Source organism: Hyphomonas sp. FCG-A18 (assembly GCF_045287255.1).
Taxonomy (GTDB): Bacteria; Pseudomonadota; Alphaproteobacteria; order Caulobacterales; family Hyphomonadaceae; genus Henriciella.
This window is the reverse complement of record NZ_CP137142.1, coordinates 652,349-667,176: the sequence shown is the minus strand read 5'-3', so window position 1 is coordinate 667,176 and position 14,828 is coordinate 652,349. Positions and strand designations below refer to the sequence as shown.

Sequence of the window (14,828 nt, the reverse complement as noted above, 5' to 3'; positions counted from 1 at the left end):
TTTAGCCTTCTTGGGAAAAGTCTGTGAGTTTCCCATCTTTCAGGGTGAGAACCCGGTCCATATGCCGGATCAGCGCCATATTATGGGTCGCGACCAAGACAGCCGCCCCTTCGCTGCGCGCCATTCGGATCAGGCTGGCAAAGACGCGTTCTGTGGTTTCAGGGTCGAGATTCCCGGTCGGCTCATCAGCAATTACGAGGCGCGGATCATTGGCCAAAGCGCGCGCGATTGCCACGCGTTGCTGCTCGCCACCCGACATCTGCCCCGGCTGATGATCAGCGCGCTCTGCCAGCCCCATTTCAGCCAAGAGTGTCTCAGCCTTCTGGCGCGCGGCCTTGCGCGAGACACCACCGACCATCAGCGGCATCGCAATATTATCGCGGGCATTAAACTCGGGCAGCAAGTGATGGAACTGGTAGACGAAGCCGAGCTTTTCACGGCGCAGGCGTGTCCGGCCTGCCTCATTCAGCGCCATACAGTCTTCGCCTTCCAGCAGAACTTGTCCGCCCTCGGCTTTCTCCAACAGACCCGCCGTATGCAATAATGTGGACTTGCCCGAACCAGACGGCCCGACCAGGCCGACAAGCTCACCCCGGTTCAGAGTTAGGTCCGCGCCATCAAGCACGCGCAGCACGCCAGCGGCTGAGCGATACTCCCGTACAATCTGTTTTAGTTCCAGAACCGCTGTCATCACTCAAACCTCAGGGCTTCGACCGGGTCCATCTTGGCCGCAGACCAGGCTGGCCATAGCGTGACGAGAACTGACATGCTCATGGCCCAAAGTGTGGTGAAGATTGCCTCACCCCAGTTCAATTCTGCGGGCAAACCATCAAGGCCGTATACGTCAGGTGGGAAGATCTCAATCCCGACCGAACGCAAGGCATTTTCAATATCGCCCAGGTTCAGGATGATTGTGACACCGAGCAGAAGGCCGATTAAAGCCCCGGTCAAGCCAAGGATCGCTCCAACCATCACGAACACGCGCATGATCGACCCTCGCGAGGTGCCAATCGTCCGCAAGATTGCAATATCGCGCGCCTTATTCTTCACCAGCATCACCACACCCGTAATGATGTTCAGGGCCGTAATCGTAATCAGGATCAGCATGATGATCCGCATCATGCCGCGCTCAACATTCAGCGCGCCAAAGTAAGCTGCGCGTTGGCGCTTCCAATCCTCGACATAGAAAGCATATCCAACCGATTGATTGACCGCCTGAACCACAGGCTCCGTCTGCATCGGGTCTTCGATCCGCATGTCGAGCAATTCATAGGCATTGCGTTTGTTGAAAAACAGCTGTGCCTGCGGCATCGGCATCAGGATATAGAGTTTATCGAGTTCGACACTTCCGGTTTGGAAAAGCTTGCCAATCCGGTAGCTCTTCGAACGAGGCGTCACCCCAAACGGCCCTTTTGTGCCTTCAGGGGCAATCAAGGTTACGCGGTCCCCTTCCGTCAGCCCGAGATCGGCGGCCAGAAAAGCGCCTATCAGGATCGTATCGCCGCCATTTCGCCCCTCACCGAACCCAGCCGCACGGGCAGCTTCAGCGCCCCCTTCCAGATAAGGAAGATTATCGAGATCATCGACCCGAACCCCGCGCACGACAGCCCCTGTCTTAGCATACTCACTGCTCGCGAGAACCTGTTCTTCGATAATGGGCGACACACTCATCACGCCATCAATCTCGGTCAGGCGTAGCGCCAGCTCATTCGCGCCCTCATCATCAAGACTGGCAACAGAGACAAAGACATGCCCCTGCCCCCCCAGAAGCGCATTAAGCAGAGTGGAGCGGAAACCACTCATCACCGACATGATGACGATCAATGCCGTCACTGCCAGCATAATCCCGATAAAGGAAATGATTGAAATCAGGCTGACCCCACCCTGGCTCCGCTTTGCCCGCAAATAGCGCCAAGCCAGCGTCCGCTCAAACGTTCCGAAGGGCGTGGTTCCGGCCATCTAGCCGCCAATCACTTTGTTAAGAGCGCTTTCCAGAGACAGGTCTTCTTTTTCACCTGTCGCACGGCGTTTCAGCTCAACTGTACCGCTTTTTACACCGCGCGGACCAACCGTGACCTGCCACGGCAGCCCGATCAGCTCCATACGCGCAAATTTTGGTCCGGCCCGGTCAGCTGTCTCATCGTAAAGCGGGTCTTTTCCTGCTGCGAGCAGCTTTGCATAGGTTTCATCCGCCACTGCCGCGACACTTTCATCGTCCGGCTTCATAGAGATGATACCGGCTCCGAATGGCGCGACTTCATCGGGCCAGATAATGCCATTCTTATCATGGCTCGCCTCAATGATAGACGCGACACAGCGCGAAACGCCAATGCCATAGGAACCGCCATGGATGGTGACGAGATCGCCGTCAGCCGTCTGCACCTCAGCATTCATTGGGTCAGAATACTTGGTGCCGAAGTAGAAAATGTGGCCGACTTCAATTCCGCGCGCTTCAACGCGCCGATCTTCAGGCACTTGCGCCCATGCGGCCTCATCATGTTTCTCATCCGTCGCCGCATAATAGCGCGTACGCTTGTCCATCTCTTCAGCGAGCGCAGCTTTGTCCTCAAAGTCAAAACCGGCACCGGGCGGGGGAACATCAAGAACCGCCTTGTCACAGAAGACCGCGCTTTCACCGCTATCGGCAAGGATTAGGAATTCATGGCTCAGGTCACCACCAATTGGCCCTGGGTCAGCCTGCATCGGGATGGCCGTAATCCCCATCCGCGCAAACGTATTCAGATAGGCCGCGAACATTTTCTGATAAGACACCCGCGCAGCCGCCTCATCAAGATCGAAACTATAAGCATCCTTCATCAGGAATTCGCGTCCGCGCATCACACCAAAGCGTGGGCGGATCTCATCGCGAAACTTCCATTGCTGATGATAGAGGTTAAGCGGCAGCGCCTTGTAGCTCTTTACGTATGAGCGGAAGACATCGGTGATCATCTCTTCATTGGTTGGCCCATATAGTAGTCCGCGCTCATGCCGATCGGTAATCCGCAGCATTTCTGGGCCATAGGCATCATAGCGCCCGCTTTCCTGCCAGAGATCTGCTGACTGCAAAGTCGGCATCAGCATCTCGATCGCGCCCGCGCGATCCATCTCTTCACGAACGATCTGTTCGATCTTTTTCAGAACCCGAAAGCCGAGCGGCAACCACGAGTAAATCCCCGCTGCACTTTGCCGGATCATACCAGTGCGCAGCATCAGCTTATGGCTGGCAACAACCGCATCAGCGGGCACATCCTTGGATACAGGAATAAAATAACGGGACAGGCGCATACGCGTCTCTTTTCACTCAAATTTTGACTTACAATTCCTGTTATTGAGAACTGCAATGCTTGGCTAGGGGCAAGTGCTGCGCTTGACGCCGACACAAATGCAGGCATCCCTAAAAGCCATGTTATTCCTTGATGCCCTGATGCGGTTTTCAGCCGTAACCCTGCTGTTCGCTATCGCGGTTTTCAGTCTGCGTGATGCGCGGCACCTAATTCAGGGACGTATCCTGATCCTTGTCTGTGTGACCTTGGGATCGATGCTGATGACAACAGCCCCCGATATATTGCTACCCCCAAAGCCAATCTATTTTGCATTGCGCACCATTGATCTCGTGAACATCGTTTTCATCTGGTGGTTTGCCCTGTCCTTGTTTGAGGATGATTTTCGCCTGAACAGACTGCATTGGGCAGGGCTTGGTATTTATCTTATTGTCGGGTTGCCAATGCGCCTGATGTATCTATCTGGCGAAACCAACACTCCCCTTATCTTTGATGTCATCATTCGCGCGGTCTCGTTTGCGATGATTGCGCATCTGCTTTGGACAGCTTTAGCCGGCCGGAGTGACGATCTTATAGAAACGCGGCGAAGAACCCGCCTGTGGTTTACGATTGGAACGGCGATAGCAAGCCTTCTGATTGTTGGCGGTGAGGCAACCTATACGGCGCTGACAGGAGACAACAGTGACCCTGACTGGCTTTCAAGCAGTCGGGTTGCCCTTGCTCTTCCAGTTATTGCCTATGGCACATACTGGTTCATGAATTTCAGAGCAGAATTTCTTCTGTTTGAGCCTGCAACCAAGACCGCAAAAGCCCCCGCTATAATCGCTCCAAAGGATCATGCTCTACATCAGCGCCTGACCAGCGCCATGGACACTGAAAAGCTCTACCGCGAGCATGGTCTGAGCATTGGTGGCCTCGCAAGCAAGCTGCAAATCCCAGAACATCAATTGCGTGCACTCATCAATAAAGGGCTTGGTCATCGCAATTTTGCGACTTTCCTAAACCAGTATCGTTTAGCCGAAGCCAAGACAGCCTTAGCTGATCCAGTACAGGCGCGAACATCCATTCTGACAATTGCTCTCGACGCAGGCTATGCCTCACTGGCGACCTTCAATCGCGCTTTCAAGGCAGATACAGGGCAGACACCAAGCGCCTATCGCGCAGCGGCTCTGGAGAAAGCTGTGCAAAACTAAAAAACACCTCTCAATTCTGAAAACCTGCCTGCATTTTCGCAAATGAGGAGAGCCCTGCGAGGTTCTCTGATTGAACAGCTCCATCGCAAACGAGGAGCTAAGCTATGGAAGTTACATCATTTTTCACGGAGTATCTGGGACCGCGCATCTTGAGCGGCCTTCAGACAGAAAGCATCCGTTATGCGCTTGGGACCCTGACAACCTTCTTTGTTATTTGGCTCCTGCTTGGTCGCCTTTTAGAAAACCGCAGAATCCGAAAGCCCCTGCCTCGGCAACGTCAGATCAAACAGGTGCAGATGGAGCTAAAGAATTCCTTCTTCGCCATGGCCGTCTTTGTCGGGATGGACATCCTGGTTTTTGAGGCCGCGAACCTAGGACTTTTCAAGAAGTATGACGATATTTCCGAATATGGTCTGGTGTGGTTCTGGCTCTCAATGCCATTGCTTATCATCTTTCATGACACCTACTTCTATTGGACGCATCGAGCGATGCATCATCCAAAGCTCTACAAGCTTTTCCACATGACCCATCATCGCTCACATAACCCAACCCCCTTTACCGCTTATAGTTTCGCACCATTAGAAGCGATTGTATCCTATCTGTATGTTCCACTCGCTTTGATGGTGATCCCAACACATGGCATTGCGCTGTATACGGTTCTGACCATCATGATTTTCAAGAATGCCATTGGCCATTGCGGCTATGAGGTTTTCCCACGGCACTGGGCCAAACTGCCAGTGCTCGGATGGCTCACCACCGTGACCCACCATGATATGCATCATGAGCGTGGCAACGGAAATTTCGGTCTATATTTCACGCTCTGGGACCGGTGGATGGGTACAGAACATGCAAATTACCTTCAGCGCCTGGAGGATCAGGAAGATCGCGCACGTGAAAGAAAGCACGCACATCAAGAAGCCGCTTTTGCTCCCGCCGAGTAGGGACGTGTAAATGGGAAAGGCGGAATAATGCTCCTCGCTTATTCCGCCTCATCCATTAGCCATTCTTGTGTGTGGCTTTGTAATGTGCCGTCAGGCCTTTATGACCACGATCATAAACCGCTTTTGCAATTGCGGTTTCGACACAGGCAGAAGCTTCATTCCGCCACGCTCGCAGCCAGCGCGTATCATCATACTCACAGACATCCTTGGCGGCGCTCTCAATCCTATTTAACGCGATTTCAGCGCCAGCTTTAGAGTTCAGATCAAGTCCCGCCAGCGATACAGGCTTTGTATTGATCTCTACACTGCCAGCCGAAGCCATCGGGGCAACCAGAAAAGCTAAAGCAGCAAGACCAGCAATGGTTTTAGAGGATTTCATATTTATATTCCTTCTAGCTTTTACGTTTCCACCTTTGACGCTACATATGTAACACATGCACATGTATGCGCAAGAGAAAATTATCGAATTACGATAAATTCACATTTGCGACCATCATCAAGAAATGGTCAACACAATTAAAGTTTGGCTTAGCTTGAACCTTTTCTGGCCCCTGCACGACTAAACAATAAAGCCTCAGGAGACAGATATGGATTTCGGACAGGTCACCGAGAAAAGCATGGCCATGGATGATCAGGTGTGGGCAAAGCACGCCAATGCCTGGAGTGGCTGGACACGGGTTCCGACCCTTCCAGCGCTGGCCCTGTCTATCTGGGCCCGCGCCTGGATCGGCTGGTGGTGCCTCCTCCCGATTATTACGCTCCTGATTTGGGTCTGGCTCAATCCTCGCGCGTTTCCAGCGCCAGAGAGGATCTCAAACTGGATGTCGAAGGCGGTTATCGGGGAGCGTATCTGGCTGAACCGCAAAAAGATCCCAATCCCAAAGCACCATGCGCGCTGGGCTATTATACTCAGCGCTCTAGCCGCCTTGGGTATCCCACCGCTCATCTGGGGCCTATGGCAGTTTGATGCCTGGGCAGCGCTCGCCGGATTGGTTGTGACTGTTGGATCAAAGCTCTGGTTTCTGGACCGCATGGTCTGGCTATTCGCCGACATGAAAGACGCTTATCCGCAATATTCTAAGCAGTTACAAGACGCGGCTTAGAATACGATCAACGGTACAACGTGTTTTCCTGACCCCTTTGACATAGGTTAACCCTTGATCCGACGGGCCTATCGGTCCACATGGCCAACCCATGAAAATACTTGTGATCGGATCGGGTGGCCGCGAACACGCCCTGGCCTGGAAAATCAAACAATCCCCATTGGTGGATGAAGTCTTTTGCGCGCCTGGAAACCCAGGCATGGACGAGATTGGTCCATGCTTCGATGTCGACCCGACAGACTTGTCAAAAATGCAGGAGCTGGTCCTTCAAATCGTGCCGGACCTGATCGTCATCGGCCCGGAGGCTCCTCTGGCTGCTGGTCTGTCTGATGCCTTGCGGGCGCGCGGTTTTGATGTCTTTGGGCCCAGCGAGAAAGCCGCGCAGTTGGAAAGCTCCAAGGGCTTTTCCAAGGATATGATGGCCAAGTTCGACGTACCGACCGCAAAATATGGTCGCTTCACCGATCTGACCGAGGCGCTCGATTTCCTTGAAACCATGGATGCCCCTTATGTGATCAAAGCCGATGGCCTTGCCGCCGGTAAAGGCGTTGTCATCTGTCAGACACTTGAAGAGGCCGAGAACGAAGTCGAAGCCATGATGACGGGCAAGTTCGGGGATGCCTCCAGCGAAATCGTCATTGAGGAATTCATGGAAGGCGAGGAAGCGTCTATCTTCGTCCTCACTGATGGCGAAGGGGCACTCTACCTGCCCGCGGCGCAGGATCACAAACGCGCCTATGATGGTGACACTGGCCCAAATACTGGCGGCATGGGTGCCTATGCCCCTGCCCCAGTTGTCACCCCGCGCATTATGGAGCTGGTTCAGACCCTGATCGTTGAACCCATGCTCGATGGTATGGCCGAAGAAGACATGCCTTATCAGGGCGTTCTCTATGTCGGTATCATGGTAACCCCAAGCGGTCCTAAAGTCGTTGAGTTCAATGCCCGCTTCGGCGACCCTGAGTGTCAGGTTCTGATGGCAGGGCTTCCCGGCGACATCGTACCCGCCTTGTTGATCTGCGCCACAGGCGGGCTTGTCACAGCACACGCTCAAATCGCTGAGATGATGGGCCTGTCGGACTTCCAGCCTACGGCAACCGTTGTGATGGCAACAGACGGTTATCCCGGCAGCTATCCCAAAGGCTCAATCATTGATGGGATTGAACAGGCCAATGCCCTTGAGGACGTCACCGTCTTCCAAGCCGGAACCGACAAGGACAGCGACGGCAAACTGATCGCAAACGGCGGTCGCGTTCTGGGCGTCACAGCCACAGGCGAAGACCTCAAAACCGCTGTCTCCGCGGCCTATAGCGGCGTTGATCAGATCAATTGGCCTGAAGGCTTCTTCCGCAAGGATATTGGCTGGAGAGCTCTCTAGACGATGGCCGAGCGCGACCTTGAGACTCTGCTCAAGACCCTCAAGGTCAAGCGCCATGAGGGAACCTGGCGCTTCGAAACCATTCCAGCAGAGGCCTCAAGCTGGGCAGACTTGATTTCCCTGCGCGATGTTCGCGACATTGCCATGCTGTTTCATGAGGATGAGGGGCTCAGCCTGATCACCAGAGCGCTTGACGCGACCCCGACCAGCAATCGCTGGGTCTGGCTCGAACTCAGTGTCTATTCAGATTTGCAGGCGGTTGGATTTCTTGCGGCGGTTTCAAAAGCCCTCAGCGCAGCCAGTATCCCCTGCAATGCCGTGGCCGCCTATCATCATGACCATGTTTTTGTTCCTGAAGACAAAGCAGAGGCCGCCATCACAGCGCTTGAACAGCTCGCCAATAACGCATAGCCCTTGTGGTGAGGGAGGAAGTCTCATGATCCGAAAAACTCTATTGGCCGCGCTATCCATCTCAATGCTCGCCGCTTGCGCAAGCCTAGAGCCTGAGCCCTGCACAACCGAATGGGTTGAGTGGAAGACGGATCGTATCCTGACGGATTTCGCCCGGGCGAATTATAATGAAGTGCAAAGCCTGAAGTCTTTTGCGCAGACTTTGGAAGATGGCGACGTTGGCCCGCTAACGGCTTTGAAAATACCCTCCATGATTGAGGATTTCAAAACACTAGCCGCCGACTTCGAAGACAGAACCCTTCCTGAACTGAACGCCGCTGTGAAACAATGCGGCACACCTCAGGAACTGATCCCTGCTTTCACCGCATTCCTGCGCAAGGAAGGGGTTGGAGAAGAGGTAATTGAATGGGTCGAACTGATTGGCGAACTGACACAAACTTAATGTAACAGACTCTACACACTTGGGTGCGTCATGCTAACGAGCTTAGTGATGGGAGAGCGTTTGTGCTGTATCGGTTTGTTGCGTGTATATCTGCAATTCTAGTGATGGTCGCTTCAGCGCAAGCTGAGCCGATCCTGAGAATTATCAATTTTACCGCTGACTGGTGCCCAAACTGCCAGGTTTTGAACCCAAGGATGGCTGAGGCTGTTTCCAACTTTCCAGAAGGTGAGATTGAGATAGTCAACCTCGACATGACCGCTGCCCGGTCAGGTGCCGATCAGATCGACATCATCAACACCCATAACCGGGCGATGCGGCTGGCGACGGCAAACAAGGCGGCTTACCTCTGGGACTGGTATGGCGGGCGAACCGGCATTGCTGTGGTCATAGCAGCCGACAATGGCGAACCGATCACCTGCTTTATGCGCGTGCTTAGCCGGGAAGATATGGAAGACCGCCTGAAGCTCGCGAAAATCCTCGCGCTCCGTGCACCGCAAGGCAAACGCAAACCACAAGGTCCCGATTGCCCTGCGCCCATGAATAACTAGACGCCAACTTCCTCACTGGCCACAGCTTCAGCCCGAACCCATTTGATAAACGCGCGAACATCCTCGCTGAGGTGACGCCCTTTCGGCCAGACCAGCCAATAACCGTAATCAACGCTGATAGAGCCGTCTGCAAATGGCGCGATCAGGCGCCCAGCGGCAATATCGCTTGCCGCAATGGCGCGCTTTGCCAGCACGACCCCGCGCCCGGTTGCGGCTGCTTCAATCGCAAGGGCTGACTGATTAAAACGCGGACCACGCTCACCATCGACTTGTGCCCCGGCCCCACGGGCCTTCAGCCAGCTCGTCCAATCCGGGCAAGATGGGTCAACTTCTGCGCTGACATCATGGATCAAAGTGTGTTTGGCGAGATCAGCGGGCTTGCGAATGGCATCTGGACCTTCGAGCAGCTGTGGCGAACAGACCGGAAGGACCGTTTCATCCAGCAGTTTTTCTGACTTCAAGCCTTCATAGTCGCCGCCGCCATAGCGAATGGCGAAATCTGCATCGGCAGTGGTAAAATCGGTAATCCCACTATCAGCACTCACCCATGCCTCAACACCAGGATGGGCGCTGTGGAAACGGTCCAATCGCGGGGCGAGCCACTTGGCAGCAAAGCTCGGCGCACTTGAAACCATGACCCGGCCTTTGCGTGCCGGGGCCTGCATGATGCGTCCAGCTTCCGAAATCTGATCAAAGGCTTCACGCACCAGAGGCAAAGCCGCCTGCGCCGCATCGGTCAGCAAAACACTCCGCCCGGTCCGCTTGAAAAGAGGCGTTCCTGCATATTCTTCGAGCTGACGAATATGCTGAGAAATCGCTCCGGGCGTCACATCCAGTTCATCCGCCGCCTTAGTAAAAGACAGCCGCCGTGCCGCAGCTTCAAAGGCACGCAAGGCGTTTAGCGGGGGGAGGCGATCATTTGAATCGGACATATTTTCATTTCATCACAGTTTGAGTGTAGTTTCTCTAAAGGATGGAATAAGAGCCTTGCGCTTGTCGTAAAGCCCTCTCGCGCTCATTTCTGCGGCAACACAGAAAAATGGACCCATTGTGATGCGCCTCTTTCCAGCGTTCTTTTATACTGATGATGCTCATGTCGTTGTCTTTGGCGGCGGTGAGGAAGCGCGTCGTAAAGTGCGTCTGCTTGCCAAGACCACAGCGACCATCACCGTCATCATTGATAGCGAGATTGAACCGGGCTTTGCCGAGGAGTTTGCTGGCCGCATCATCATCGCCCCGCGCGATATGGCCGGACAGGCGCTCGACCGTTCTGCATTCGCTATTATTGCTTGCCGGGTTGAGGCCAATACAGAGCAATCGGTGATGTGGGCGCGTGAGTATGGTGTTCCCATCAATGTCGTTGACCATCCGGAGCTGTGTGATTTCACAGTGCCGAGCATTCTGGAACGTGGCGAACTGGTCGCCGCTGTCGGCTCAGGCGGTGCAGCGCCCGTCCTGGCCAAGCGCGTACGCACACAGCTCGAAACCCTGATGCCACAGACTATGGGCCCGCTCTCAGAGCTTGCCCGCGACTTCCGCCCAGCTGTTTATGAGGCCCTCGATACACAGATGGCACGACGCCAGTATTGGGAAGCTGCGCTAAACGGTCAGCCCGCCGAACTGGCGCTTCAAGGGGATCTGGAAGGGGCACGCAGAGCACTCGAAGCGCTACTTAGAGCACATGCCGGGGATACGAACACAGTCGGTCCTGTTCATATTGTTGGCGCAGGCCCCGGTGATCCAGAACTTCTGACCCTGAAAGCCTTCCGTCTGATCCAGAATGCCGACATCGTGTTCCATGACCGTCTTGTCAGTGACGAGATTATGGATCTTGTGCGCCGGGATGCTGAACGCGTTTCGGTCGGCAAAGCCAAAGCCAATCACACGGTGCCCCAGAAAGATATTCACACCCTGATGATCAAGGCCGCGCGCGAAGGCAAACGCGTTGTGCGCCTGAAAGGCGGCGACCCGTTCATCTTTGGACGCGGTGGTGAGGAAGTTGAAGCCCTGCGCGAAGCCGATATTGAAGCCACAGTCGTGCCGGGTATCTCTTCAGCCTTGGGTTGCGCGGCAAGCGCTGGTCTACCCCTGACCCATCGCGATCACGCTCAGACCCTGACCTTTGTGACCGGGCATGCCAAATCCGGCGATGTCCCTGATCTGGACTGGCAGGCCCTTGCCAAACCAGCCCAGACAGTTGTTGTCTTCATGGGGGTCGGCACGGCGCCGATCATTTCCGAAAAGCTGATCCATGCAGGCCGCGCCATCTCAACCCCGGTTGCCGTGATCGAGAATGGCACCCGCCCGAATGAAATCCGTGCCTATGGCACGTTGGCCGAACTGCCTCAATTGATTGAGCGTGCCGGGATTAAAGGCCCTGCCCTGTTGATCATTGGTGAGGTCAGCGCCATTCCCGCCGAAGCCCTTGCCCGTCTGTCTATGGAAACCGCTGCATGACCTCTGTTCGTCCAAAACTGAAACCTGAAACCCCGAAAGCCATTACGGCCTGGCGCACGCGAACCGGACAGAATGTCTGGATGACGGCAGATCGCGGCTGGAGTGAAGACCCGGCTGATATTGCCGCGTTTACCGGGGATGAGGCCGAAGAGGCCCTCGCCCACGCCAAGACACAAGAAGGCAATGTGACCGATCCATACTTCATGGAAGTCACCGCAGACGGAAAGATTGCCGGGCGTGAAACCCTGCGCGAGAGCATCCGCGCCAATGGCCCGACCGTGCCCTATGGAATTATTGTCTGATGTCAGAACGCGAGATCACCAAGCTCACCCTTTATGGCGACAGCATTTCGGGTAATTGCCAGAAACCGCGCTGGACGGCCGATTATCTGGACATCGACCATGATTGGGTGGAGGTCGATATTCTAAATGGCGGGACACAGACTGAAGAGTTTCTTGCGCTGAACCCGGTTGGGCAAGTCCCACTGGCGCGGTGGCCCGATGGCCGCGCGCTGCCACAATCGAATGCAATCATGCTGTATCTGGCTGAAGGATCAGACCTTATTCCGGAAGATGATTTCCAGCGCGCACAGATGAATAGCTGGCTGTTCTGGGAACAGTATTCCCATGAGCCATACATTGCTGTGCGCCGGTTCAAGAAGCACTATCTGAACCTGCCGGATGATCAGATTGACCCGGACCTGATGGCCAAGGGTCGCCGGGCTCTGGGCGTTATGGAAATGCAACTGACCTGGACTGACTGGCTGGTTGGAAGCCAGCTGAGCTGCGCGGACATCGCGCTCGTTGCCTATACGCGCATCGCTCATGAAGGCGGCTTTGATATTTCTGAATTCCCGAATGTTGAGCGCTGGGTCAGCCGCGTTGAAGGCGCCCTCTCTATCGGACATGCGAACCCCAAAGAAGGGATCACTCTGTAATGTATCGCTATGATCAATTTGATGCGCAGATCGTCAAGGATCGCGTCAGCCAGTTCCGCTCTCAGGTGGAACGCCGCCTGTCCGGAGACATTCTGGAAGATGAGTTCAAGCCGCTGCGCCTGCAGAACGGTGTCTATCTGCAATTGCACGCCTATATGCTGCGCATTGCCATTCCTTATGGCCAGCTCGACAGCAACAAGATGCGTAAGCTGGCCGTGATCGCGCGCGACTATGATCGCGGCTATGGCCATATGACGACCCGCCAGAACATCCAGTTCAACTGGGTTGCACTGAAGGATATTCCGGATGTGCTGGAGCAACTCGCCGAAGTTGACATGCATGCCATCCAGACCAGCGGGAACTGTATCCGCAACACGACCAGCGACCACTTTGCGGGCGCTGCTGTCGATGAGGTGATGGACCCGCGACCATGGTGTGAGATCATTCGCCAGTGGAGCACGTTCCACCCGGAATTTGCCTTCCTGCCGCGTAAGTTCAAAGTCGCCGTCACCGCAGCAGAGCATGACCGCGCAGCGATCCGGGTTCACGATATTGGCCTGCATATGCGCGAGCGTGACGGCAAGGTTGGCTTTGAGGTTCATGTTGGTGGCGGTCAGGGCCGCACGCCGGTGATCGCCACACTCGTCAATGACTTTGTGCCAGAGGCGGACTTGCTCGATTATCTCGAGGCGATCATGCGGGTCTATAACCGCTTTGGCCGCCGCGATAACAAGTACAAAGCCCGGATCAAAATCCTCGTCACCGAAACAGGCGCTGAAGAGTTTACGCGTCTGGTGGAAGAAGAGTTTGCCGCGCAACGCGATGCTGAAAAGATCACCCTGCCCCAGGCTGAGATTGATCGCATTCACGCCTACTTCACGCCACCTGCCTTCGCCGACAAACCCGCAACCAGCGAAGCGTTTGAACGCGCCAAGATTGCTGATCCGGCTTTTGCCAACTGGGCAGCCGTGAACCTGCATCCACACAAGGTTGACGGATATACCTCCGTCACCATCAGCCTGAAGCCGATTGGCGGGCTCGCAGGCGATGCCACAGACAGCCAGATGATGGTGATGGCCCACCTTGCCGAGACGTATGGCTTTGATGACCTGCGCGTGACCCATGCTCAGAATGTCGTCCTGCCACACATTGCGCTTGATGATCTCTATGAGGTCTATCGTGAGCTGGACGCCGCTGGCCTCGCCACGCCGAATGAAAGCCTGATCACCGATATGATCGTGTGTCCGGGCCTTGATTACTGCAACCTTGCCAATGCTCGCTCGATCCCGGTCGGCCAGGAAATCCAGAAAGTCTTCGCCGACCCGGCCTATCAGCGCGATATTGGCAAACTGCACATCAATATTTCCGGCTGTATCAATGCCTGTGGCCACCACCATGTCGGCCATATCGGTATTCTCGGCGTCGACCGGAAAGGTGAGGAATTCTATCAGATTTCTTTAGGCGGGCGCGCCGACGAGAAAGCCGCGATTGGTGACATCATGGGCAAGGCCCTGCGCTTTGAGGAAGTCCCCGGCGCGATCAAGACAATTATCGACACTTATCGCGACCTGCGCACAGCCCAGGACGAGAAATTCATCGATACCCTGACACGCGTCGGCCATGAGCCGTTCAAGGAGGCCGTTTATGCCGCTGATTAAAGACGGGGCCGAGATTGAAGATATGTGGGCCTTTGTTGAGGGTGAAGAACCTGTACCGACAACAGGATGCGTCAGTGTTTCCCTGACCCGGCTGATTGATGAAGGCGACAGCTTGCTGGCGCGCAATACGCAAATTGGCGTGCGCCTGGAACCCGGCGATGACCCGCATGATCTCGAACCTCACCTTGACCGGATCGCTTTGATTGAGATCAGTTTCCCGAAATATACCGACGGGCGTGGTTACTCGCAGGCCCAGCTTTTGCGTCGCCGTTTAGGCTATACCGGAGAGCTGCGCGCGGTCGGTCACGTCCTGAGAGATCAGATTCTCTATATGAACCGTTCAGGCTTTGATGCTTATTCCACGGCCCGGGCTGACCTATCTGGAGTGATGGAAGCGCTGAAAGAGTATTCGGCGTTTTATCAGCCCGCTGCGGATGGAAATGGTTCTGTTTTCGCAAGGCGTCACGAGAAGGCCTGAA

General features: G+C 55.0%; 17 protein-coding genes. 12 read left to right on the top strand and 5 right to left on the bottom strand.

Translation table 11 applies throughout. The features are described 5' to 3' along the window. Window position 1: 1 nt before the first annotated feature. Genes RYZ27_RS03305 through proS form a run of 3 tightly spaced genes read right to left on the bottom strand, consistent with a single transcriptional unit; the run spans window position 2 to window position 3,285 of the window. Window positions 2-691: an ABC transporter ATP-binding protein gene (locus tag RYZ27_RS03305; RefSeq protein WP_406680936.1), complete on the bottom strand. Its 690-nt coding sequence runs from the start codon at window positions 689-691 to the stop codon at window positions 2-4. After that, on the bottom strand, window positions 691-1,959 hold the full coding sequence (locus RYZ27_RS03300) for a lipoprotein-releasing ABC transporter permease subunit (protein ID WP_406680935.1): 1,269 nt from the start codon (window positions 1,957-1,959) through the stop codon (window positions 691-693). Before RYZ27_RS03300 ends, RYZ27_RS03305 begins: the two co-directional genes overlap by 1 nt. Further along, window positions 1,960-3,285 carry a proline--tRNA ligase gene (gene proS, locus RYZ27_RS03295; protein WP_406680934.1) on the bottom strand — a complete coding sequence of 442 codons (1,326 nt, stop codon included), beginning with the start codon at window positions 3,283-3,285 and terminating at the stop codon, window positions 1,960-1,962. It abuts the gene before it with no gap. A 97-nt stretch (window positions 3,286-3,382) separates the two neighbouring features. Between proS and RYZ27_RS03290 the strand changes: the two genes are divergently transcribed. Then, on the top strand, window positions 3,383-4,474 hold the full coding sequence (locus tag RYZ27_RS03290) for a helix-turn-helix domain-containing protein (RefSeq protein ID WP_406680933.1): 1,092 nt from the start codon (window positions 3,383-3,385) through the stop codon (window positions 4,472-4,474). 104 nt (window positions 4,475-4,578) lie between these two features. Further along, the gene (locus tag RYZ27_RS03285; protein WP_406680932.1) at window positions 4,579-5,415 is read left to right on the top strand and encodes a sterol desaturase family protein; all 837 of its coding nucleotides are present in this window, start codon (window positions 4,579-4,581) and stop codon (window positions 5,413-5,415) included. A gap of 55 nt (window positions 5,416-5,470) precedes the next feature. On the opposite strand, the gene RYZ27_RS03280 is transcribed toward RYZ27_RS03285, so the two are convergent. Further along, on the bottom strand, window positions 5,471-5,794 hold the full coding sequence (locus tag RYZ27_RS03280; protein WP_406680931.1) for a UrcA family protein: 324 nt from the start codon (window positions 5,792-5,794) through the stop codon (window positions 5,471-5,473). A gap of 208 nt (window positions 5,795-6,002) precedes the next feature. Between RYZ27_RS03280 and RYZ27_RS03275 the strand changes: the two genes are divergently transcribed. The 5 genes from RYZ27_RS03275 (at window position 6,003) to RYZ27_RS03255 (ending at window position 9,297) form a co-directional block, all read left to right on the top strand. Beyond that, window positions 6,003-6,518: a DUF6653 family protein gene (locus RYZ27_RS03275; protein ID WP_406680930.1), complete on the top strand. Its 516-nt coding sequence runs from the start codon at window positions 6,003-6,005 to the stop codon at window positions 6,516-6,518. Window positions 6,519-6,609: 91 nt separating this feature from the next. Then, on the top strand, window positions 6,610-7,896 hold the full coding sequence (gene purD, locus RYZ27_RS03270; RefSeq protein WP_406680929.1) for a phosphoribosylamine--glycine ligase: 1,287 nt from the start codon (window positions 6,610-6,612) through the stop codon (window positions 7,894-7,896). A 3-nt stretch (window positions 7,897-7,899) separates the two neighbouring features. Then, window positions 7,900-8,307, top strand: coding sequence for an ACT domain-containing protein (locus RYZ27_RS03265; protein ID WP_406680928.1), 408 nt, complete (start codon window positions 7,900-7,902; stop codon window positions 8,305-8,307). Between the two features lie 25 nt (window positions 8,308-8,332). Further along, on the top strand, window positions 8,333-8,749 hold the full coding sequence (locus RYZ27_RS03260; protein ID WP_406680927.1) for a hypothetical protein: 417 nt from the start codon (window positions 8,333-8,335) through the stop codon (window positions 8,747-8,749). 62 nt (window positions 8,750-8,811) lie between these two features. Beyond that, window positions 8,812-9,297 (top strand): TlpA family protein disulfide reductase, encoded by a 486-nt coding sequence (locus tag RYZ27_RS03255; protein ID WP_406680926.1) that lies wholly within the window; start codon window positions 8,812-8,814, stop codon window positions 9,295-9,297. Here the strand turns inward: RYZ27_RS03255 and gcvA are convergent. Next, window positions 9,294-10,229 carry a transcriptional regulator GcvA gene (gcvA, locus tag RYZ27_RS03250; RefSeq protein WP_406680925.1) on the bottom strand — a complete coding sequence of 312 codons (936 nt, stop codon included), beginning with the start codon at window positions 10,227-10,229 and terminating at the stop codon, window positions 9,294-9,296. The two genes, RYZ27_RS03255 and gcvA, sit on opposite strands and share 4 nt — an antisense overlap. A gap of 121 nt (window positions 10,230-10,350) precedes the next feature. On the opposite strand from gcvA, the gene cysG reads away from it, so the two are divergent. From cysG to RYZ27_RS03225, 5 genes are read left to right on the top strand one after another with little or no spacing between them, the layout of a single operon-like run. Beyond that, the gene (gene cysG / locus RYZ27_RS03245) at window positions 10,351-11,754 is read left to right on the top strand and encodes a siroheme synthase CysG (protein WP_406680924.1); all 1,404 of its coding nucleotides are present in this window, start codon (window positions 10,351-10,353) and stop codon (window positions 11,752-11,754) included. Then, the gene (locus tag RYZ27_RS03240) at window positions 11,751-12,056 is read left to right on the top strand and encodes a DUF2849 domain-containing protein (protein WP_406680923.1); all 306 of its coding nucleotides are present in this window, start codon (window positions 11,751-11,753) and stop codon (window positions 12,054-12,056) included. The genes cysG and RYZ27_RS03240 overlap by 4 nt, the downstream gene beginning before the upstream one ends. Next, window positions 12,056-12,691, top strand: a complete 636-nt coding sequence (locus tag RYZ27_RS03235) for a glutathione S-transferase family protein (protein ID WP_406680922.1) — start codon at window positions 12,056-12,058, stop codon at window positions 12,689-12,691. The genes RYZ27_RS03240 and RYZ27_RS03235 overlap by 1 nt, the downstream gene beginning before the upstream one ends. Then, window positions 12,691-14,349: a nitrite/sulfite reductase gene (locus RYZ27_RS03230; RefSeq protein ID WP_406680921.1), complete on the top strand. Its 1,659-nt coding sequence runs from the start codon at window positions 12,691-12,693 to the stop codon at window positions 14,347-14,349. The genes RYZ27_RS03235 and RYZ27_RS03230 overlap by 1 nt, the downstream gene beginning before the upstream one ends. Then, the gene (locus tag RYZ27_RS03225) at window positions 14,336-14,827 is read left to right on the top strand and encodes a DUF934 domain-containing protein (protein ID WP_406680920.1); all 492 of its coding nucleotides are present in this window, start codon (window positions 14,336-14,338) and stop codon (window positions 14,825-14,827) included. Before RYZ27_RS03230 ends, RYZ27_RS03225 begins: the two co-directional genes overlap by 14 nt. Window position 14,828: the final 1 nt, after the last annotated feature.